Source organism: Massilia rhizosphaerae (assembly GCF_016093545.1).
In the GTDB taxonomy this organism is placed as follows: Bacteria; Pseudomonadota; Gammaproteobacteria; order Burkholderiales; family Burkholderiaceae_D; genus Telluria; species Telluria rhizosphaerae.
The window spans coordinates 177904-199383 of sequence record NZ_JADKYX010000013.1 but is presented as its reverse complement, the minus strand read 5'-3'; the positions used below and the strand labels follow the sequence as shown (position 1 = coordinate 199383).

Here is a 21480-nt window from a genome sequence, read left to right as displayed (position 1 = left end):
ATGTTCTTGGGGGTAGTAGCCATGATGATTAAAACACTCCGAACAGTTTGAGGGCGACCAGCAGGGTCAGCGCGAGGCTGACGACCAGCACCCAGCGCGCGGTGCGCTGCGAGGCGTCCTTGTCGAGCGCCATGTGGTTGTCCATGAACAGGTGGCGGATGCCGGCGCAGAAGTGGTGCAGGTAGCCCCACGACAGGCCCAGCAGGACGACCTTCGTGAACGGATGGCTGACGATGCCCGCGAAGTGCGCGAACGAGATCTCCGAACGGATGCTTTGCTCGAACAGGTAGAGCAGAAACGGCAGGCAGAGGAACAGCACGAAGCCGCTGATACGGTGCAGGATCGATACGATGGCCGACGGCGGCTGCTTGTAATTCATCGTGATGTCCGTAATGCTCACATTACGGATCGGCTGCCTTTTTTGCAGGACTTCGGACATTGGTGCGGATCCTTGATGGGGTTGAGGGAGTGAAACACTCATTATCGCCAAGATCGGCTATACTGTCCAATATATGGATCGTTTTGATTCCATATCTAAAACAAATACCGGCATGGAACTGCGACATCTTCGATATTTCATCGCGGTGGCGGAAGAAGGCAATGTGACCCGTGCGGCGGAGCGGCTCGGCATCGGCCAGCCGCCGTTGAGCCAGCAGATCATGGCGCTCGAGCGCGCCCTCGACGTGCAGCTGTTTCACCGCACGGGCCACGGCGTCGTGCCGACGGAAGCGGGAAAAACGCTGCTGGTCGACGCCAAACGGCTGTTGAACGATGCGCAGGAGGCAGTCCTGAACGCACAGCGGGCGGGACGCGGCGAGACGGGGCACCTGAACCTGGGCCTCACCGCATCCGCGGCTTTTCATCCCATCGTGCGATCCCTGATCCGGGCATACCGCAGCGCCTATCCGGGTGTCGGCCTCACCCTCACCGAAGACACGACGGCGCAACTGCTGGACCTGCTGGACGACGGTCGGCTCGACCTGGCGTTCCTGCGTCCCGGAACGCGTTCGTTCTCCGGCGTCGGCCTGCAGCCGATCGCCAGCGAACAGTTCCGGGCCGTGCTGCCGGTCGCGCATCCGCTGGCGAAACGGCGCCGGATTCCCCTGTCGGCCCTCGCCGGCGAGTCCTTCATCCTCATCCCGCGCATGGACAGCCCCATGCTGCACGACGAAATCCTGTCCGCGTGCCGGCATGCGGGCTTCGACCCGCTGCTGGGCCAGCAGGCGCCGCAATTGTCGTCCGTCGTCAACCTGGTGTCCGCGGAATTCGGCGTGTCGATCGTGCCCGCGTCCGTCGGTCAGATCCAGGCGGAAGGCGTCGTGTACGTGGACATCACCGACGCCAAGGCCGTCACCCAGCTCGCGCTGGCATCGCGCGAGGACGATTCGTCGGCGAAGGTGAGCAATTTCCTGACGTTGGCCAAGCAGGCAAGCATGGTGACCGTGCGACGATCGCCCGCCTGAATTGCCGATGTGATCCGTGATCGATCGACACAGCGGACACAGACCGTCCCCCCCCCTCACTTCGAATAGTGACGGCGGACGGCGCAATGATGATAAAACTAACAAGTTACGATCTGGAAGGAAAATCGGCGGCAAGCCCGGATTCGGAAAGTACAGGCACATTCCATTCATTGCGCGAGGCTCGTGTATGCGTGCGGACAGCAGCAGAACTGGGGCGGAACAGAAGAAACCGGCCGAAAGTGCCGCGACGAACGCTGCGAAATGGCTCGTGCCCTCGGTGACTGCGCTTTTCGTCGCCATCGGCTATGTCATCAGATCAGCCCACATTGCCCTGCTCGGCGCGGATTTCAGCTATGTGACGCCCGAGCATTACACCGGCGATGCCGGCGACTTCCTTTACTCGGTGATAGGCAGCCTCTTCGACTTCATCGCTGCGCTCGGCGCTCCGAAACAACCTGTGTTCGCCGGACTACATCGGGAAGTATGGGCGCTGAGCGCCCTGATTCTCGTCTGTGCGCCGTTGACCGCGTTCGCGCGATCACGTCGCCGCCCGTGGGGAATCACCATTGCCCTGGCGGTCTGCGTGGCTGCCAAACTATGTCTGTTCGACGCGCCGCTTGCCCTCATCGAAAACAAGGCGATTTCTTTCGCGCCTGCTCCTCCAGATACTTCAGCCCAAGACGTGACCGGGTCCACGAAATTTCGAGCAAGCGTGCTCATTCAAGGTCGCAGCGATCAGCTATGGAAGGAAATGCGGTGCAAACGCTTGGATCGTGAAAACCAGGCGCTGGGCGGCGAAGCCGGCATCTCCGAAAGACATGCGAAGCTCCTGAAATCCTGCACGCCCGGAGACCCGGTGCGCGATGAGTTCATCCTCCAGATTATTTCCACTTCCGTAATCATTGCACTGGCGATCATCGGGATAAGAACCGGCGACGCCGCGCTGAACATAGCGAGCGTGCTCGCCTTGCTGTATTGCCTGACTTTGCCGTATGCCTATGGAAAGCTATTGAAGCCGACAACATTTCAATATGGCAAGATCCAATTCGATGACAAGCTGGGGCCCGACGCGACAACGTCACTCGGAAAGGAAGCTTACGCCATCGTCCTGGGGAATGGACCGGGCGGCCTGAGTTTTCTAGTCATGACGACCAACAAGTGCCCTGGAGGGGAACAGCAAGCTGCGAGGATCTGGACCGTCAATTCCGGGAACATCATGGCAGTGAAGGAAATCTACAGGAAGGATGTCATCACATGGAAAATGCTGAACGAATCAGACTGTATCGCCCCCCCGCCGTTATCGCAGGCGCATCAGGACTCGATGTCCGCCGATTCGAAAGCGGCACCCGGGGCCGCCTGGTCTGTCCTGCATGGTTGATACGATTTGTCTGCGTACTTGCCGCAGCAATGCTGCCGTTCAGTAGCGGGACATGCCACGCGGAGAACGCAAACTTTGCACGGGCGTCCCTGCATTACCACGACTACCGCAGCCTCATCCAGGAAAGAAGCGGCCACCAGTTCATCCAGGGCGAGGCGATATCGTTTACCCTGGAGCCGGGCGCCGAGAAGTTTTTCAACAAGCCGTTCTTGATACGTCTCTTCCGTGTCGATGGGGCGGGTCGCGATCCCGAACCGGTTGCATCGTTTCGTCCCTGCCTCGTCTTTCTCTCTGCGCCGTACGTATTCAAAGATGGCGTCCAGGGCGCCGTGGTCAGAATCGGTCTGACCGAAAACATCAGCTGGCTTCATCCTATGCCGAACGGGCAACTCGAGGATGGCCGCTTCCTGCTCGTGTTCGAACCTTTGGCGGATAAGGACGCCGTCCTCCGCCTCGACCAACAGAGCAGCGCCGCCTATTTCGCTGCCGGCATCTATATCGAGGTCACTCGCCAACCCGGAAAGCGCTATCCCAGCGAAGAGACTATGAGAATCGCACAACAGAACGACGCATATCTCCAGACCTTATTCCCGAAGGCGAACAAAAACAGCCGGGAATTTCACTGCTATCGCGGCACGTTCGCGTCGAATGGCCAGTTTAACGAAACACAATTGTTGACTTCATGCGACGCCCCTCCCTCTGACGACAACCTGAACGATGTAACCACTGGCGCCACTCGATTATTCCAGGCCAGCGACGTAAGTACGGGCTCCTGATCGATCCTTCGCTCTACCGCTCGGAATTTTTGCCGACTTGTCCTTGACATGGAACGCCGGGATTATTCATGGCCGATTGAGGGTATGGCGCGAACGGCGTCGAGTGCGACGGCAATCCGGTTCCTGCGGCACTAAGCCGCCGGATTGCGGTCGAACGACTGCACCGCGACAGTTCCGCCGCCGCGGCCCCTCCTATCGAAAGGAAGCCCATGTACAAGACCATCGTCGTCCACGTCGACGGCAGCCAGCAGCAGCCCAGCCGCCTGCGCGCCGCCGCCCGCCTCGCCCGGGAACACGGCGCGCACCTCGTCGGCAGCGCGGCGACGGGCATCTCGTGGCTCGATCTCGCCCTGCTGACGGGCTCCGTGGCCGCGCCGGAACCGACTGCGGACTTCAAGGCCCTGCGCGACGCGGCGGCGCTGCGCCTGCGCGAGTTCACGGAACAGGCGGCCGCGCTCGGCGTCGCGTCGGTGGAGGGGCGCCTCGTCGAGGACGCGGCCGACAACGCCCTGCTGCTGCAATCGCGCTACACCGACCTCGTCGTGCTCAGCCGCGACGCCGACACCGGCGCCAACGTCCCGGCGCGCGCGCGCCGGCTGCCGGAATACGTCGCGCTGCGCGGCCCGCGCCCCGTGCTGGTCATCCCGCCCGACTACGGCGACGCGCCGCTCGCCGGCACCGTCGTGGCCGGCTGGGACGGCAGCACGCAGGCCCTGCGCGCGCTGGTTGCCGCCCTGCCCCTGCTCGAGCGCGCGGACGGCGTCACGCTGGCGCTCATCAATCCGGACCAGCTGTCCGAGCTGCACGGCGAGCAGCCCGGCGCCGACATGGCCCTGTATTTGGCGCGCCACGGGGTGAAGGTCGAGGTCGTCGTCGAACGCACGCATGCGACGGCCGGCGCCGCCCTGATGGCGCTGGGGCGCGATCGCGGGGCCGGCATGGTCGTGACGGGGGCCTACGGCCACAGCCGGTATCGGGAGTGGGTGCTGGGCGGCGTCACCCGCGAGTTGCTGGAGCGGACGCCCTTGCCTCTGCTCATTGCCCACTGAACGCCCCGGACGGCCGCGAGCGAGGGCGGTACGTCATCCCGGCATGACGGCCTGTCGGCGAGGGCGGTGCGCGCAGCAAGCCGGGCCGGACGCCGGACCACGGCCATCGTGAGACTGCTCAACGCGGCCGACCGATCGAAGGCTATCATGCAAATCGGGTAATCCCTCTTCAGAATATTCTCGACAAGGCCTTGCCATGCCAAACTTCATCCCGCTCCCCCGTCTGCGCGCGTTCGTCATGCCGCTGACGCTCCTGGCCGCGACAACGGCATCCGTATCGGCGGCGCCGCCCTCCCCGCCGCCATCGAAGTCAGATTATGCGTTCGTCCATGTGCGCGCCGACCGGTTTTTCAATGCGACGAATTTGTACGCCCGGGGCGGCGAATCGTTCCTCGTCAAGGCGAATCGGCGGGACGTCGCCGACCTGTCGACGCTCAATGGAGGCTATAAAATCTATCCCGACGGAACCATCGCGGTCACACCTCCGCCCGGCTCGGGCGCCTTCGAATTCTTCCGCGATAACGCGACACCCGTCTCCAGCGATCCCGTCGTCGGCTCGCGCAAGTCGATGATACTGTTCGGCCACCTGCCGGGTGCGCCATACGGCGCGCTCGTCGCCGGTTTCTCGACGACGGCGACGCCGACGTCGTTCAGCGACTTCCCATACGGATTCCAGGTGATCAACTTCAAAGGGATCGCGCGGGCGCCTGCGGCGGGTGGTTACCTCTTTCTTGGCGTGAACGACTCGAACAATCCGGGCGGGGACAATGGCGGCGAATTCAGGGCGACCGTCATCCGGATTGCCGACGGCGCCTATGATCCGCTCGCCGTGGACATGGAGTGATCCTCGCCGTCCAGCGCCAGCACCATCTCGACGTTGCCGTCGAGGGCGGGCAGCAATTGGAAACCACAGGCGCGCGCCAGCCGGTGCATCCCCACGTTGTCGGCCAGCGCCACGCCGTGCACGCTGGCCAGGCCGCGCGCGCGGCAGTAGTCCAGCAGGCAAGCCATCAGCAGGCGGCCCAGTCCGCGGCCCTGCAGGTCCGTGCGCACGACGATCGCGAATTCGCCGCCGACCTCGTCCGGATCGATGGCGACGCGGACGACGCCCAGCGTTTCGGCCGCGCCGTCCGGGCCGGGACGCGTGGCGATGAAGGCCATTTCGCGCGCGTAGTCGATCTGCGTGAAGCGCGCCAGCTGGGCCGGCGACAGGTCGCGCATCGTGCCGAACATGCGAAAGTGGATGTCGCGCGCGCTCAGGGCGTGGAAGAAGGCCTCGTGCGCGGGCGCGTCCTCGGGGCGGATGGGCCGCAGCAGCAGCGGGCCGAGCGCGCTGTCGACGCGCCGCTCCAGCGCGTCCGGGTACGGCAGGATCGCGAGGCGCGCGAGCGGGTCCTGCCCGGCCGGCGCCGGATCGAGACGCATCCGGGCGTCCAGCGCCACGACGCCGGCGGCATCCGTCAGCAACGGGTTGATGTCGAGTTCCACCAGCTCGGGCAGGTCGGCCGCCATCTGCCCCACCCGCACCAGCACGTCGTACAGTGCGTCCAGGTCGGCGCGCGGATGGTCGCGAAAACCGGCCAGCAGGCGCGCGGCCCGCGTGCGGCCCACCAGATCGGCCGCCAGCACCCGGTTCAGCGGCGGCAGGCCGATCGCGCGGTCGCCTGTCACCTCGACCGCGACGCCGCCCTGGCCGAACAGGACGACCGGGCCGAACACGGGATCCATACCGATGCCCACGATCAGCTCGTGCGCGCGCGGGCGCCGCGCCATCGCCTGCACCGTGAACCCGGCCAGGCGCGCCTGCGGCCGCGCGGCGCGCACGCGTTCGACCATGGCCTTGGCCGCCTGCGCCAGCGCGGCGTCGTCCGCCAGGTCGAGCACGACGCCGCCGACGTCCGTCTTGTGCGCGATGTCCGGCGACAGGATCTTGAGGGCCACCGGATAGCCGATTTGGCGCGCCGCGGCGAGGGCGGCGTCGACGTCGTCCGCCGTCCGGGTCGGCACGACCGGGATGCCGTAGGCGGCCAGGATCGCCTTGGCATCCGCCTCGCCCACGGCCGTCGTGCCGTCCGCCAGCAGGCCGGCGATGCGCGCGCGCGCCGCCGCGCGGTCCGGCGCGGCCAGCGTGCCGGCCGCCGGCACCTGCATCAGCATCCGCTGGTTGCGCGCGTAGTCGACCAGTTGCAGGAAGCCGCGCACCGCCTCCTCGGGCGTGTCGAACACGGGCACGCCGGCACCCGCGCACAGGCTGCGCGCCTGCGCCACGCTGGCCCCGCCCAGCCAGCAGCACAGCACCGGACGGGCCGCGGCGCGCAGCTGCGGCAGCAGGGCCCGCGCGATGTCGGCGCTCGGCACGATCGCCGTCGGCGCGTGGATCAGCAGAACGGCGTCGGCGCCGGGCTCGTCCAGCAGCGCCTGCAGGGCCAGGCGGTAGCGCTCGACGGGGGCGTCGCCGATGATGTCCACCGGGTTGCCGCGCGACCAGGTGGCCGGCAGGTTGGCGGACAGGTGCGCCAGCGTGTCCGGCCCCAGTTGCGCGAGCGCGCCGCCGCCGGCGATCAGGGCATCGGTCGCCATCACGCCCGGCCCGCCGCCGTTCGTGAGGATCGCCAGCCGCGGCCCGGCGGGCCGGCGCGGTTGGGCCAGGATAGCGACGGCGTCGAACAGCTCGGCCGTCGAATACACGCGCAGCATCCCGGCGCGGCGCAGCGCGGCGTCGTACACGAGGTCGGATCCGGCCAGCGCCCCCGTGTGGCTGAACGCCGCGTGGGCGGCCTCGGCGACGCGGCCCGATTTGACGATCACGGTGGGTTTCGCACGCGCCGCGCCGCGCGCCGCCGACATGAATTTGCGCGCCTGGCGGACGCTCTCGGCATACAGCAGGATGGCGTCGGTCCCCGGGTCGCCGGCCAGGTAGTCGAGCAGGTCGCCGAAGTCGACGTCGCTGCCGTCGCCCAGCGACACGAAGCAGGAAAAGCCGATGTCGCGCGCCCGCGCCCAGTCCAGCACGGACGTCACCAGCGCACCGGACTGGGCGACGAAGGCGAGCCGGCCCGGCAGCGCGGCGACGGGCGCGAAGCTGGCGTTCAGGCTGGAGCCCGGCACCAGCAGGCCGACGCAATTCGGGCCGAGGATGCGCAGCAGGTGCGGCCGGGCCGCCTCCAGCATCGCCTGGCGCAGGGTGCCGCCGCCCGCGGGCGCATCGAGCCCGGCGCTGAGCACGATGGCCGCCTTGCAGCCTTGCTCGCCCAGGGTGGCGACGATGCCGGGCACGGTCGCGGCCGGCGTGCAGATCACGGCCAGCTCCGGCGCGTGCGGCAAGTCGGCGACGTCGCGCCAGGCCGGCAGGCCCGCCAGTTCGCGGTACTTGGGGTTCACGGGCCAGACGGGGCCGCGGAAGCCGGCGCCGACGACGTTGGCCAGCACCGTGGCGCCGACGCTGCCCACGCGGGCCGACGCCCCCACCACGGCCACCGACTGCGGTGCGACGAAGTGATGCAGATTCCGGATGCTCATCGGGCCTCCCGCCGCCATGCGCGACCTCCAGCGTAACGGACCACGCCTGCCGTATTTTGACCGGGATCAGCGCAACCGTCACCAACAAATGCTAGCAATGGATCATGAATATCAAGACCCTACTCGTCCATGTGGACACGAGCCCGGCTGCCCCTGACCGGATCCGGCTGGCGCTCGGACTGGCACAGGCGGCCGATGCCCACCTGGTCGGCAGCGCGCTGACCGGCATCTCCCGCTTCGTCACCCCGGCCATGACGGCCGCCGGCGATACGCGGCTGGCCGAACGCTGCGCGGACCTGCGCCGCGACGCGAGCCTGGCCCTGCAGCGTTTCGATGCGCTCGTGCGCGCGGACGGACTCGCGTCCAGCGAAGCCCGCCTGGTCGACGACGACGTCGACGGCGGCATGGCCGTGCAGGCCCGCTACTGCGACCTCGTCATCGTCGGCCAGAGCGGCGGCGGTGCCGCCGCGCCGGACCAGCGCGACGACTTGCCCGAATATCTGTTGCTCACGTGCGCACGCCCCGTGCTGGTCGTCCCGCGCGCCGGTCACCCGGGGCCACTCGGCGGCCCCGCGCTGGTGGCGTGGGACGGCAGCGTCGAAGCCACGCGCGCCGTGACGGGCGCCCTGCCCCTGCTCCGCGCGGCGGCGGCCACGACGGTGGTCGGCTTCGGCGAGTGCGGCGCATCCTCGAAGGACGGCGACCCGTGCGCGCACCTGGCCGCCTGGCTGGGCCGGCATGGCGTCGCGGCGCGGGCCGGCCATCCTCCGTCCGGCGGCGACGTCGGGGAAGCGCTGCTGTCCACGGCCGCGGACATGGGCGCCGGCTTGCTGGTGATGGGCGGCTATGGCCACGCCCGCTACCGGGAGCTGTTGCTCGGCGGCGTCACGGCGACCGTCTTGCGCGCGATGACGTTGCCGGTGCTGCTCGCCCATTGATGCCGCGCCGGCAGGGCGCAGTCCGAGCGAACGAACTGGCGCGGCGGCTGTCCATCACGACTACGGAGCCAACCATGTTCAAGACCATCCTCGTGCACGTCGACCTGTCGGCCCATGCGCCCGCGCGCATGCGCTGGGCGGCCACGCTGGCGCACATCCACCAGGCCCACCTCGTCGGCGCCGCGATGTTCGGCGTATCGCGGGCGATTTTCCCGCTCGGCTATGCGTCCAGGCCGGGCACGCTGGAAGCCAGCTACTTCGATCCGCTCGCGCAAAACGCCCGGCGGGCGCTGGCACAGTTCGACGAGATCGCCCGGCAGATGCAGGTCGCGCACGAGGCCCGCTTCGTCTGCGACCAGGCCGACGACGGGCTGGCGCAACTGGCGCGCTTCGCCGACCTCGTCGTCGTCAGCCAGGACGATCCCGACGAAGCCCTGCCCGACCTGGCCGTGCACCTGCCCGAATACGTGATCCTGAACAGCGCCCGTCCCGTGCTCGTCGTGCCCCGCACCGACCCGGCGCCGGCCGCCAATCCCGACGTGCTCGTCGCGTGGGACGGCAGCAAGGAAGCGTCGCGCGCCGTGAGCGCCGCCGTGCCGCTGCTGCGTCACGCAGGCACCGTGACGGTGGCCGCGCTGACCGGGCCGGATCTCGCCGCGGCGGAGGTGCAGTCCCAGCAGGCGGACCTGCAGCAATTCCTCGGCCGGCACGGCATCGCGCCGCGCATGCTGGTCCGCGACCCGCAACAGGATGCCGGCCACGCGCTGCTCGACCTCGCGGCGGAACTGGGCTGCGGCGTGCTGGTGATGGGCTGCTACGGGCACGGCAAGATGCGCGAACTGTGCCTGGGCGGCGCGAGCCGCACGGTGCTGGCCGACGCCCGCATTCCGGTATTGCTGGCCCACTGACGTGTCCGTGCCACTGCGCCGGCCGCGCCGGGACTATCCGCCGGCGCCGTCCGCCGCCGGCACCAGCACGGCCGCGCCCGAGATACGGCCCGCACGTAAATCGTCGAGGGCCCGGTTGGCCTCCTGCAACGGATAGCGCACGACGGTTGTCGCCACCTCACCGTGCGCGACCTCGCGAAAGAACGCCTCGCCGTCGGCACGCGTCAGGTTCGCCACCGAGCGCACGCAGCGCTCGCCCCACAGCAATGCATACGGGAACGAAGGAATGTCGCTCATGTGGATGCCGGCGCACACGACGACGCCGCCCCGCGCGGTGGCGGCCAGCGCCCGCGGGACCAGTTCTCCGGCCGGCGCGAACAGGATCGCGGCGTCGAGCGGCACCGGCGGCGCCGCGTCCGATGGACCGGCCCAGGCCGCGCCGAGCGAACGGGCGAACGCCTGCGCATCCGCGTCGCCCGCGCGCGTGAAGGCGAACACCTCGCGGTCCTGGTGCCGCGCCAGCTGGGCGATCAGGTGGGCCGCCGCGCCGAACCCGTACAGCCCGAGCCGGTGGGCGCGCCCGGTCATGCCATACGCCCGGTAGCCGATCAGGCCCGCGCACAGCAGCGGCGCCGCGTGGGCGTCGTCGTAGGCGTCCGGCAGCGCGAAGCAATAGCGCTCGTCCGCCAAGGTGTATTCGGCAAAGCCGCCGTGCCGGTCATAGCCTGTGAACACGGCGCGTTCGCACAGGTTTTCCCGGCCGCCGGCGCAGTACGGACAGGCGCCGCAACTGCCACCCAACCATGGCACGCCGACCCGCTGCCCCGGGCGGAAGCGGTTCGCCAGCGGACCGGCACCGGCCACGAGGCCGACGATTTCGTGGCCGGGCACGAGCGGCGACCGATGCGGCGCGAGTTCACCGTCCACGATGTGCAGGTCGGTGCGGCAGACCGCGCACGCCGTCACCCGCAACAGGATGTCGTGGCCTTCGGGCACGGGAACGGGCAGGCGCGCCTCGCGCAGCGGGCGGCCCGGTGCGTCCAGCACCATCGCGCGCATCGTGTCAGTCGTGCCACCAGTCATGCCGCGCACGTGCGCTCACCTCTCACGCCAGATAATTCTCGTTCGATCGGCCGCGCATCCGCCGGTTCCTCGAGCACGTTTGAAGTGTATCAAAAAGGACGCCGGGCCTGACGCAGATGCTGTCTTCACGCCGAAAGCGCCTGGCCGGGAGTTCCGATGAGCGAGCCACGATCCCGCCGATTCGCAGCGTCCTGCAGCGACCGCTGGACGCGCGCGCGTGCGCAGATCGCGCCATTCGCACCAGCCAAGGAGCGCGCATTCGACGCCCGGATCGACGACGATATCGCGCGGCTGCTGCCCGTCCTCGGGCCGGTGCTCGGGCTGTTCGTGGTCCTGTTCGGCGTCTGGGATGCCTGGATCGATCCGGCACATGCCGGCCTGACGCTGCGCCTGCGCGTGGCGCTCGTGCTGCTGGGCGCACCGGCCTACGTCCCCGGCTGCCTGCGCTGGTCCGTGCCGCGCCGTTGCGCCGCCGTCTACGCGACCCACGTCGGCGCCATGACGATCTGCGCCGCGCTGCTGCGCGACGGGCTGGTGCTGGCGCTGCCCGGCCTGACCGGCGCGCTGTTCGTGCTCGCGCTGGTCGAACCGCGCCCGCGCCGCTGGCTCGTCACGGCGGTGTTTTCCGCGCTGCTGTTCCTGGGCCTGGCCGGCCTCGTGCTGTCCGGCGCGCTGCTCGTCGACGCCGTGTTGCTGTACACGCTGTCGATCCCGCTCGCCGGTGGTGTGGCGCTCGTCACCCTGGCCCTGCGCCGGCGCGCCTTCGCGGCCGAACGGGCATTGCTGGAGGAGACGCGCCACGACAGCCTCACGGGCGCCCTGTCGCGCGGCTACACGACGGATCTGGCGCGGCACGACGTCGCCCTGGCGCAGCGGCACGCCCGCCCGCTGGCCGTGGCCATGCTCGACATCGATCACTTCAAGCAAGTCAACGATACCCATGGCCACGCCGCGGGCGATCTCGTCCTGTGCGCCGTCGTGCGCGCCTGCCGCCGCTGCCTGCGTGCCACCGATTACCTGGGCCGCCTCGGCGGCGAGGAATTCGTCTGCGTGATGCCGGAAGTGGCCGCCGCCGACGCGATGGCGTGCGCCGAGCGCATCCGCAAGGAGGTCGCGGCGTTGCGCGTGCCGACGGAATCGGGAGCGCTGCGCATCACGGTCAGTCTCGGGGTCGCCATGCTCGACCGGGACCACGACCGCTGGGAAACGCTGCTGCGTGCCGCCGACGCCGCGCTGTACCGGGCCAAGACGGCGGGACGCGACCGCATCGTGCTGGCCGCGCCCGACGAAGGCGCCTGCGCGCGCGCCCACCCTCCAGGCTAGCGCCATGCGCGGCCGCCCGCACACCGAGTCGACGCATATCTGAGGCAGATCACAATCCCGGCATCCGCGTGGCGCATCCAGCCCATCCCGCGGTCCCAGGACTGGATGCCATCGAACGCACAGGAGCCGATCCATGAACACTTGCATGAACCTTTTGCGCGCGGCCGCCGCCGGCGCGGCGGTCTGGGGCGTGGGCTGCGCCGCGCTGGCGGCGGACGGCCCGTCCAAGATGACGAACCAATGCCTGACGGTGCTGGCGAACCGGCCCTGGGCGCCCACGGGCATCGTCGTGAACCCCAACCGGTTCGTCTGCGTGGCGGGCAGCGGGCTCTGGTCGCACGGCGCCCAGGGCGTCGAAGCCATCATCCCCTACTACGGCCCGGAAGGCTGGGGCAGGGACACCACCACGCAGTATCCGGACGAGGCATTGCACATCGGCGCGCTGGTGGCCAGGATCGGGGCCAATTTCCCGTTCCTCGTCCGCAACCAGATCTGTTTCATTCCGCGCACCACGGGCGAATTGCTGCTGTCCATGAACGACCAGCCCGGCACCTACGGCAACAACAGCGGCGACCTCCAGGTGCAGGTGGTGACGTGGCCCGTCGCCGCGATGCCGAAGCGTGTCGCGCTGGCTCCGCAAAAGTGTCCGGTGCGGTGACCTGTTCGTAGGCCAGTCCGCATCAATCCGGCTCCGGCCGGCGATGCGTCGGTTGTCGTGAAAACCGGCGCGGCAACATCGACAGCAGGACGCCGTCTTTCAGGACATAGTGGTGAAACAGCGCCGCCACGGCATGCAGGCCCGCCAGCCAGATGATCGCATCGCCCAGCAACCCATGGATCTCGGCGACCGATTCGCCGGTGGCGTGGGAAGGAGCGATCATCGGCGCGATCCGGATGCCCGCCAGCAAGGTCAACGGATGCCCTTCGAGCCAGGCACCGGTGATCGCGGTCAACGGAACCGCGAACAACAACACATAGAGCAATCCTTGCACGCTGCGGGACGCGATGCCCATCCAGCGCGCGACCTCGGGCGGGTCGGGCTGCACGGCGACCAGCCGCCACAACAGCCTGGCCGCCGTCAGGACGAGAACCGTCAATCCCAATGTTTCGTGCAGCTGCCGATCGGCATCGCCGCTGACCGCATACACATGCTGCTCGGGTCCGCCGGGGCCATAGATGAAAGCGATCAGGACCAGGATGGCCGTCACCCAATGGAATGCCTGGCTGACGGCACCGTAACGCGACACTTTCGGGGGCATCGTTCTTCTCCTTTTGCAACCCCGCGTATCGGCGCGTGAATCGCACATGATTTGTTGGTCGATGAAGACAACATTACCCGGCATTGCCGCGTGGGGCAATAATACCCGGCGTTAATTGCCCTGCATGATGTCCATCAAATGATCGCCCCCATTCGATTGCCAGGCACTGGCCTTGCGCGCAGACTTCCTCGAGACAATGGCCCCTGATCACTGGGAGGCCGATCGCGTATGGGGAAGACATTCTCATGAGTACTCGATGGCTTGGGTCGACCGATTCCCTTCCGGACGGCACCTTCATCGTTCTGGCCTTTTCCGTCGGCGGCGGGGCCTTGATGAGCACATGGTTATCCATCGTGCACGCCAGCCTGCGCGGGTGGCTCGTGGCGACGATCCCGTGGGTTTTCCTGGCGCTTCTGTCCGTGCTGCGCAGGGGCTGCGCAACGCCGGCGGGCGGTGACGTCGCTCGGGTACGCGTCAAGCCGCGGTCGCTCATCGCCGACATCGGCTGGGCAACGGTGCCGCTGGCCGCCGGCGGCATCATCGGCGTCCTCGTCGCGGCGGGAAGCACGATGCTGCTCGGCGTGTTCGCCGCCGCCTGCGGTTTCGCCCCTTGGCGCCGCATGCCATTGTGCCGGCAACATCCCGGCTGGGCCGCGCTGTCGATGTGCGGCGGCGGTGCTGTGGCGCTCGCGCTCCGCCGCGCCGACGTACACCCGATGTTCCTGCCGATCGCGGCGTGGATTCTGGGCGTATGCGGCCTCGCCGCATGCGTTGGCACGATGCGGCGGGAAACGCCTTCGAAGCCACCAGGGCGGGTTCCACAATTCCAGGATTGACGAGGGACCGATGTCAGCGAAGCGTAATGAACCAAGGCTGGCGCCGCGCAAACGGCCGGGCACGTTCCGCCAACCCCGGCGGCAGGGCGGCGCATTCGCCATCATGGCCGTGCCCCTGATCCTCCTGATGATCGGGGTATGCAGCCTCGCGCTCGACCTCGGCCAGATCTACAACCGCAAGGCGGACCTGAGCGGGTTGGCCAAGGCGGCGGCCCTGGCGGCCGCGCATGAACTGAACGGGACGTCCGCCGGCATCGCGTCGGCACGGGCCAAGGCAAAGCAAGTGGCGGAGAGTCTCAGGTACCAGTACTTCAATGACGGGATCTCGTTCACCTGGAACGATGCCGCCCTCACCTTCAGCACCGATTCCTCGCGCACGGGCACCTGGGTCGACGGTTCGTCTCCGACGGGCCTGTATTACGCCAAGGTCGACACCTCCGCGCTCGCCTCCACGGCCGGCCAGGTCAACACATTCCTCATCTGGATACTCTCCCCGTCCCAAAGCACGGTGCAGCTGAGCGACGTCGCCGTCGCAGGACGCAAGCAGATCGCCGTCACCCCGATTGCGATATGCGCAATGGACCCGAACCCCGCCGTCGCGCGCACGAATACCAGCGCGCCGGCCACGGAACTCGTCGAGTACGGATTCCGCCGCGGCGTCAGCTACGATCTGATGCAGCTCAACCCGAACGGCACGTCCCCGGTCAGCTATCTCGTCAATCCGGTCATCGCCCCGGGCGTCTACAGCTCGGCATTCGACACCTTGGTCATGGGACCCTTCATGTGCACCGGCGCCATGTGGGTGCCCCGGCTTTCCGGTGGCGCGGTACGCGTGTCGCCATTGCCGTCGTCCTCTCCTCTCGCCGACCTGTACACGCAGCTCAACACGCGCTTCGACGACTTCAGCAGCCAGCAATGCGACCCGTACGGCGCGCCCCCCGACTACAACACCAAGGCTTTCGACTACACGCAGTCCGGCGGCGCGCCGTGGATGTCCCCTGGTACGGGAAGCGCGGCCGCCACGGCCACGACCTCCCGCAACAAGCTCGAAACGATCGCCGACCTCCCCACGCCACCGGCCGGCACGACGGCGGAATCGTACGGCCCGCTGTGGACGTTCGCCAAGGCGGCCAAGTACCCGTCCTACGTGGCCTCGGGGACGCCCGAGCCGGCCAGCGGCTACGCGACGTTTTCCACCAGCGATTGGATCAACCTGTACAAGTCGGGGCCGACCGCATCCGGATATCCGTCGACGCCCCCCTATTTCGCCACGAGCGGCGCCAACTACAAGGCGCCGAGTGCCGCCGACCTGAACATCTCCACGCTGCAACGACGAGTCCTGAACGTGCCGCTGCTGTCTTGTCCCGTCACGGCGGGTGCGAACGTGCCGGCGACCGTCCTCGGGATCGGCAAGTTCTTCATGACCGTGCCGGCAACCGCGACCACCCTGATCGCCGAGTTCGCGGGCGTGCTCCCCGAACAATCGATATCCAGCCAGGTGGAGCTCTACCCATGACCATGTCGTCTGCAAGACCGTTGCCGTCGCCGTCGCCGCGGCCGCGCCAGCGCGGGAATGCGGCGATCGAGGCAGCCCTGATACTGCCGATCTTCGTGCTCTTTCTCACGTTCCCGATCTATTACGCACGCTGCTTCTGGCACTACACCGTGGCCCAGAAAGCCGCGCAGGACGCGGCACATTATCTGTCGCAAGTGTCGGCCGCGGAGATGAGATCGAGACCGCTGGCACAAGCCGCCGGCAACCTCGCGCTGCAAATCGCGCAGACGGAAATAGCGGAATTGGCGCCGGGATCGACAATCGACCCGCCGATCGTCCAATGCGACTACCTCCCGTGCGGCACCCTGATCGGAAAGACGCCCAGCACGGTCCGTGTCTTCATCACGTTCAGCATGCACGACAACATTTTTGGTGTCGTACCGGATAGCCGGTACGGTTTGGTGATCACGGCTGATGCATCCATGCGCTATGTCGGCAACTAATCGGAAATTCAAGGAAACGCGAGGCCCGTCGCGGCGCCGGCCGGCGTACCCTCGCACCGCGCAAGCCGGCATGGCCGCCGTCGAATTCGCGCTCACGGCCATCGTCTTCTTCCTGTTCGTATTCGGCATCCTCGAAGTCGCCCGCGTGATGTACGTCTTCAATACTTTGCAGGAAAGCACCCGGCGCGCGGCGGCCGCGGCGGCCAACGTCTACCCGACCGACACGGTGGCCATCGCCCGGTTGAAGGAAGACGCCGTGTTCCGGACTTCTCCGGGTCAGTTAGTCCTCGGCGCCCCCGTCACCGACAGCCATATCCGCATCGACTACCTGGGATACGACCTGTCCGTGATCCCCTCGAGTGCCCTGCCCACCTGCGCGTCCGACAACCAGCAAATCTGCATGGCCAACCCGCATTCCGCGAGCTGCATCCGTTTCGTCGAAGTCCGCGTCTGCGATCCGAGCGACACGAGCACGTGCGTTGCCGCGCAATCCCAAAGCATGTTCCCGCTGGTGGGTTTGCCGGTAGCACTGCCCACTGCACCGACCATTGTCCCGGTCGAAACCCTGGGGTACAAGCAAGGCGTGCCGCCCTGCTCGCCGGCGTCGGGGCCTTGACGGACCATGACCGGTCAGGCCAATTTCATCGAGCCACCCTCGACCAGCGGCGTCTCCGGTATGGCGCACGACCCCGTCCTTCGATCCACAAACAGGCTGTTGCCGGGCATCCTTTTCGCCTGCTTCTTGGCGTCGCTCGCGGCGGCGGCGATCTGCAAGTGGGAACGGAAGTGGCCCGGCTCGGCCTTCACGATACCCAGCGACACCGTCACCACCGGGTGCAGGACCCTGTTGCCCTGGCGGTCTTCGCACAGATAGCCGCCGCGCTGCAGATCGGCCGCGTCGAAATGGCCGATGATGCCGGCGGCAAAGTCTGCAAGGATGGCGTGGCAGCGCTCTTTCCAGTCCTCGCTCTGGAACAGCACGAGGAAATCGTCGCCGCCGATGTGCCCCACGAAGTCGCGCGCGGGATCGGCGTGCGCCTCGAGGACGCGCCCGGTCAACTGGATGACGTCGTCGCCCTTGCGGTAGCCATAGTAGTCGTTGAAGGGCTTGAAGTGGTCCAGGTCGATGTAGCACGCGGCGAAACGGTTGCCGCTCGCGATCAGCCGATCGATGTGTTCGTTGATGGGAACATTGCCGGGCAAGCCCGTGAGCGGGTTGGCATAGCGCGCCGCGCTGATCTGCAAGGCGGTGATCTCGCGCACCAGGTCGTGTCCGGTGCCCATGCCGAGGTAGCGGCCGCGGTCGGTGATGATGAAGCCATTGAACAGGTGGTGGCGCTCCGCTTCGACGACGGACTTGCTCAGCACTTGCAAGGAGGTGTTCTGGTCGACCGACAACGGCTTCGGATCCATGAACATCGTGCAGGACTTTCGTCCATGCAGTTCGCGGATGTATTGCTTCGCGAACCGGTCGACCAGGGTCCTCCGCGTGATCAGGCCGACCGGCACGTGGTCGTCGACGACGGGAACGACTTCCAGCGCGGGATCGGCGGCGAACACGTCGAAGATATCGCTGTTCGTCATGGCGGGCGTCGCCGGGGCGACGGCGCGCAGCAGCCGCAACGCCGTCGCGGTCCCCTGGACGACGGACCGCTCCTGGGGGAACACGGTCACGCCCGCGAACGTCAGCGACGAGGCGATGGCCGCCGGTACGACCGCACTCGGCAAGGCGACCGGCCGTCCGATGTGGTATCCCTGGCCGCAGCAGATGCCGAGGTCGCGGATCAGCAGCAGTTCCGACGGCGTCTCGATGCCCTCCGCGATGACCGTCGCGCCGAGCGCATGCGCGATGTCCTGGATCGAGCGCAGGATCTGGAATTTGCCCTTGTCCCGATCGATGTCCTGCACGAAGTGCATGTCCACCTTGACGAAGGCGGGACGCAATTCCGACCACAAGCGCAGGCTCGAGAATCCGGTGCCGAGATCGTCGATCGCGACCTGGAACCCCATCCGCCCGTAATGGCCCACGACCGCGCGCAGGCGGTCATAGTCCATGATCGGATCGCCTTCGGTGACTTCGATGACGATACGGTTCGGGCTCAGCCCGCATGACCGGATGTGGTCGAGCTCCGCTTCCGGCTGCATGTCGGCCCCGACCAGGCTGCGCGGACTGACGTTCAGGAACAGCCGACCGGGCAGGTCGAGATTCACGAACGTGTCGACCACGACCTTCCGGCACAGGGCTTCGACCTCATTGCTCAAGCCAAACGTGCGCGCTGCGCCGAGCAAGGCCAGCGGTGCGTGCAGGGGCGTGTCGGCGGGGCCGCGGACCAAGCCCTCGTAGCCCAGGATCGCGCCCTTTTGCAAATGAATGATCGGTTGGAACAGCGCCGTCAGCTCTTGGTTCCTGAGGATGCGCAATAGAAGCTCTTGCATGATGTCCAGTGCCGGCCTCGCCCGAATCGGGCTAAATTCTTCAAGTTAACAGAAATTTCTGACATCTTGATGACATGCATTGATAATTACTTAATTGCAATTGTATAACTGGAAATCTTGATAGCGCGGTACAATTTCTTCGCAGCCAATCAAGCCATGCCGCGCCATTGGGCATGCCGCCCATCGAAAGGAAACCTCCATGCCTGTTTCGAAGTACGGTGTTTTGAAAGGAACGATCACCGGCCATCTGCGCGATGCCGACGATGACCATTACCAGATTCTCGTTTCCGTGGACAGGACCATGTTCAGGATCGCGGTCAACGTCAAGTCGGCGGCACCGCACGCGCCGTCCAATCTATTGTTCGCGACGACGACCAGGATTCCCGACACTTATGCCGCCGAGTTGCAGGCGCTGGAGCCGGGTTATACGCGCCTGCCGTCGAAGCCGGATGGACTGGCGCTGGATTACGTACGCAGCGGCTGGATCAAGCCCGCGACGATGCGCGCGGTGCCTCCCCATGCGCCCGGTGCCGACAATGATTTGAAGGACAAACTCGAGGCGGCCGTCGCGGCGGCGATCCGGCAGGAAGGCAGCGTCGTCTATGCCTTCGGCAGCAGGTGGGGGCCGGAAAAAGGCAAGAAGGATCGCTATTTCCGTTTCTTGCCGGGCAACGGGATCCACGACATCCACATGAATCAAGGCAATGGCGCCGGCTATCGCAAGGACAACGGCGTGTTCCAGGATGGCGGGCTGATCTTCGAATATCCGAGCGGCAAGCGCCAAGCGTTCCTGTTCGCCTTTCAATCGCAAACATTCGCCACCGACGACAAGACGGGTAACGCGCTGGGCGATCGGAAACAAAAGAAGGACAAGGCGGCCAAGCGTCCGGCCGAAACGGACGCACCGCAGGAAGCCTCCTGACCAGGTCATCGAAACAGTAATCGTCCGGTAACCTTCGCGCCTTAAAGTTGATGAACTTTCAATCAACTGGAGGCGAGGACGATGAACAAATTAAAACTTTCGTTGGCCCTTGTAGTGGCGCTGTGCGGGCTGAAGCCCGCGCTGGCGGCGCCCGTGTTGCTGGCGATCGGCACCTTGAACGCGAGCGGTGGCGACCTGTCCGCCGCAACGGCGGGACCGCTGGAGAACGGCGTTGCCGGCAACGTGCTGGGCGGCCTCGGCTCCGGCCTCGCCTGGGCCGGCGGCAATACGTTCGTCGCGACGCCCGACCGGGGTCCGAACGCGACACCCTGGAATGCGGCGCTCGACGACACGACGTCCTACATTCCTCGCTTTCAGACGCTCCAACTCGGCCTGGCGAAGAATACCGGCGGCACGGGCCTCGGCTGGACGCTGACCCCGACGCTGAGCGCGACGACGCTCATGTACAGCGCAACACCGCTCGCATACGCCGCCGGCGCCACGCCTGCGCTCAACAGCAATGGTCATTATTACTTCTCCGGACGCTCGGACAACTTCGATGCGTCCCAGCCGTCGTCCAATCCGAACAACGCGCGCCTCGACCCTGAGGGCGTGCGCGTGTCGATAGACGGCAAATCCATCTTCGTGTCCGACGAATACGGTCCCTATGTCTATCAAATCGACCGGGCGACCGGCCAACGCATCCGCTCGTATGCGCTGCCGGCGAACCTGGCGGCCGCTCAATTGAGCGCGCAAGGCGCTGCGGAGATCAGCGGCAACACCACCGGCCGCAGGGCCAACAAGGGCATGGAAGGCCTGGCGATCACGCCGGACGGCAAGACCCTTGTCGGCATCATGCAGGCGCCGCTGGAACAGGACGCCGCCAAGAACCTGCGCATCGTGACGATCGACCTCGCCAGCGGCGTCACTCACGAATACGCGTACATGCTGACCACCGGCTCCGGCGTCAGCGAGATCGTGGCCTTGAACGACCATCAATTCCTCGTGGACGAGCGTGACGGCAAGGGCCTGGGCGACGGCTCCAACGCCAAGGTCAAGCAAGTCTTCAAGGTCGACCTCGATGGCGCGCAGGACGTCACGGCGCTCAGCGGCGACCTGTCGGCCCAGGCCGTGCCGAAGAGCCTCGTGCTGGACGCGGTGGCGGTCCTGGGCGTCAACGGTATCGCGCCCGCGCAGATTCCAGCCAAGATCGAAGGCATGGCGTTCGGCGCCGACGTGGTCGACGACGGTGTCCTGATGCATACGCTGTACGTCACGAACGACAACGACTTCGTGCGCGCCAGTGCGGGCGATAATCAGTTCTACGTATTCGGTATCAGCGATGCCGACTTGAACAACGTCGGTGCGTCATACTCGGCCCAACAATTCCGGGCGGACGTGCCGGAACCGTCGTCGATCGCGCTGGTGTTCGCGGGCCTGGGCTTACTGGTGGCGCGCGTGCGGCGCCGGGCTTGAGGCATGCGGCCGAGGCTCCCGGCCAAATCGCGCGGAGCGAAAGCGGCACAACAATGCAAAAACCCCGACTCTCAGTGCGAGAACCAGGGTTTAGTTGTTTGCCAACGCTTGGCAAACAGTATTCTGGCGGAGGCGGT

At 66.9% G+C, this 21480-nt stretch carries 20 protein-coding genes; 15 read left to right on the top strand and 5 right to left on the bottom strand.

The genetic code is table 11. The annotated features are described in order from the left end of the window. Positions 1-28: 28 nt before the first annotated feature. Positions 29-439: a succinate dehydrogenase, cytochrome b556 subunit gene (gene sdhC / locus ISF28_RS19505; protein WP_198118828.1), complete on the bottom strand. Its 411-nt coding sequence runs from the start codon at positions 437-439 to the stop codon at positions 29-31. Positions 440-551: 112 nt separating this feature from the next. On the opposite strand from sdhC, the gene ISF28_RS19500 reads away from it, so the two are divergent. From ISF28_RS19500 to ISF28_RS19480, 5 genes are all read left to right on the top strand, one after another. Then, positions 552-1463 (top strand): LysR family transcriptional regulator, encoded by a 912-nt coding sequence (locus ISF28_RS19500; protein WP_198118827.1) that lies wholly within the window; start codon positions 552-554, stop codon positions 1461-1463. Positions 1464-1650: 187 nt separating this feature from the next. Beyond that, positions 1651-2841: a hypothetical protein gene (locus ISF28_RS19495; RefSeq protein WP_198118826.1), complete on the top strand. Its 1191-nt coding sequence runs from the start codon at positions 1651-1653 to the stop codon at positions 2839-2841. Between the two features lie 29 nt (positions 2842-2870). Continuing rightward, entirely contained in the window at positions 2871-3617 is a 747-nt protein-coding gene (locus tag ISF28_RS19490) for a hypothetical protein (protein ID WP_198118825.1), read from the top strand. Positions 3618-3826: 209 nt separating this feature from the next. Further along, positions 3827-4666: a universal stress protein gene (locus ISF28_RS19485; RefSeq protein ID WP_198118824.1), complete on the top strand. Its 840-nt coding sequence runs from the start codon at positions 3827-3829 to the stop codon at positions 4664-4666. A 196-nt stretch (positions 4667-4862) separates the two neighbouring features. Then, positions 4863-5510, top strand: coding sequence for a hypothetical protein (locus ISF28_RS19480; protein ID WP_198118823.1), 648 nt, complete (start codon positions 4863-4865; stop codon positions 5508-5510). Here the strand turns inward: ISF28_RS19480 and ISF28_RS19475 are convergent. Continuing rightward, complete coding sequence (locus ISF28_RS19475; protein ID WP_198118822.1) at positions 5480-8185, bottom strand: bifunctional acetate--CoA ligase family protein/GNAT family N-acetyltransferase; 2706 nt, start codon at positions 8183-8185, stop codon at positions 5480-5482. The two genes, ISF28_RS19480 and ISF28_RS19475, sit on opposite strands and share 31 nt — an antisense overlap. Before the next feature lie 104 nt (positions 8186-8289). Between ISF28_RS19475 and ISF28_RS19470 the strand changes: the two genes are divergently transcribed. Then, positions 8290-9123 carry a universal stress protein gene (locus tag ISF28_RS19470; protein ID WP_198118821.1) on the top strand — a complete coding sequence of 278 codons (834 nt, stop codon included), beginning with the start codon at positions 8290-8292 and terminating at the stop codon, positions 9121-9123. Between the two features lie 74 nt (positions 9124-9197). Continuing rightward, the gene (locus ISF28_RS19465; protein ID WP_198118820.1) at positions 9198-10031 is read left to right on the top strand and encodes a universal stress protein; all 834 of its coding nucleotides are present in this window, start codon (positions 9198-9200) and stop codon (positions 10029-10031) included. 33 nt (positions 10032-10064) lie between these two features. On the opposite strand, the gene ISF28_RS19460 is transcribed toward ISF28_RS19465, so the two are convergent. After that, positions 10065-11069, bottom strand: a complete 1005-nt coding sequence (locus ISF28_RS19460; protein WP_198118845.1) for a zinc-dependent alcohol dehydrogenase family protein — start codon at positions 11067-11069, stop codon at positions 10065-10067. A 180-nt stretch (positions 11070-11249) separates the two neighbouring features. On the opposite strand from ISF28_RS19460, the gene ISF28_RS19455 reads away from it, so the two are divergent. Both ISF28_RS19455 and ISF28_RS19450 read left to right on the top strand, forming a co-directional pair. After that, positions 11250-12416 carry a GGDEF domain-containing protein gene (locus ISF28_RS19455; RefSeq protein ID WP_198118819.1) on the top strand — a complete coding sequence of 389 codons (1167 nt, stop codon included), beginning with the start codon at positions 11250-11252 and terminating at the stop codon, positions 12414-12416. Positions 12417-12561: 145 nt separating this feature from the next. Next, the gene (locus tag ISF28_RS19450) at positions 12562-13074 is read left to right on the top strand and encodes a LecA/PA-IL family lectin (RefSeq protein WP_198118818.1); all 513 of its coding nucleotides are present in this window, start codon (positions 12562-12564) and stop codon (positions 13072-13074) included. A gap of 22 nt (positions 13075-13096) precedes the next feature. Here the strand turns inward: ISF28_RS19450 and ISF28_RS19445 are convergent, their stop codons facing one another. Beyond that, on the bottom strand, positions 13097-13675 hold the full coding sequence (locus ISF28_RS19445) for a cytochrome b (protein WP_198118817.1): 579 nt from the start codon (positions 13673-13675) through the stop codon (positions 13097-13099). 245 nt (positions 13676-13920) lie between these two features. On the opposite strand from ISF28_RS19445, the gene ISF28_RS19440 reads away from it, so the two are divergent. The 4 genes from ISF28_RS19440 (at position 13921) to ISF28_RS19425 (ending at position 17125) form a co-directional block, all read left to right on the top strand. Then, a complete protein-coding gene (locus ISF28_RS19440) occupies positions 13921-14511 on the top strand; it encodes a hypothetical protein (protein ID WP_198118816.1) in 591 nt (196 codons plus the stop codon). Positions 14512-14521: 10 nt separating this feature from the next. After that, positions 14522-16027, top strand: a complete 1506-nt coding sequence (locus ISF28_RS19435; protein WP_198118815.1) for a pilus assembly protein TadG-related protein — start codon at positions 14522-14524, stop codon at positions 16025-16027. Beyond that, positions 16024-16509 (top strand): TadE family protein, encoded by a 486-nt coding sequence (locus tag ISF28_RS19430; RefSeq protein WP_198118814.1) that lies wholly within the window; start codon positions 16024-16026, stop codon positions 16507-16509. The genes ISF28_RS19435 and ISF28_RS19430 overlap by 4 nt, the downstream gene beginning before the upstream one ends. A gap of 70 nt (positions 16510-16579) precedes the next feature. Further along, positions 16580-17125 (top strand): TadE family protein, encoded by a 546-nt coding sequence (locus tag ISF28_RS19425; RefSeq protein ID WP_198118813.1) that lies wholly within the window; start codon positions 16580-16582, stop codon positions 17123-17125. A 14-nt stretch (positions 17126-17139) separates the two neighbouring features. Here ISF28_RS19425 and ISF28_RS19420 read toward each other — a convergent pair whose 3' ends face one another. After that, positions 17140-18945, bottom strand: a complete 1806-nt coding sequence (locus ISF28_RS19420) for a GGDEF domain-containing protein (RefSeq protein WP_198118812.1) — start codon at positions 18943-18945, stop codon at positions 17140-17142. 199 nt (positions 18946-19144) lie between these two features. Here ISF28_RS19420 and ISF28_RS19415 point away from each other — a divergent pair, with 199 nt between their 5' ends. Beyond that, positions 19145-19867, top strand: coding sequence for a YukJ family protein (locus tag ISF28_RS19415; protein ID WP_198118811.1), 723 nt, complete (start codon positions 19145-19147; stop codon positions 19865-19867). An 81-nt stretch (positions 19868-19948) separates the two neighbouring features. After that, complete coding sequence (locus ISF28_RS19410) at positions 19949-21343, top strand: esterase-like activity of phytase family protein (protein ID WP_198118810.1); 1395 nt, start codon at positions 19949-19951, stop codon at positions 21341-21343. Positions 21344-21480: the final 137 nt, after the last annotated feature.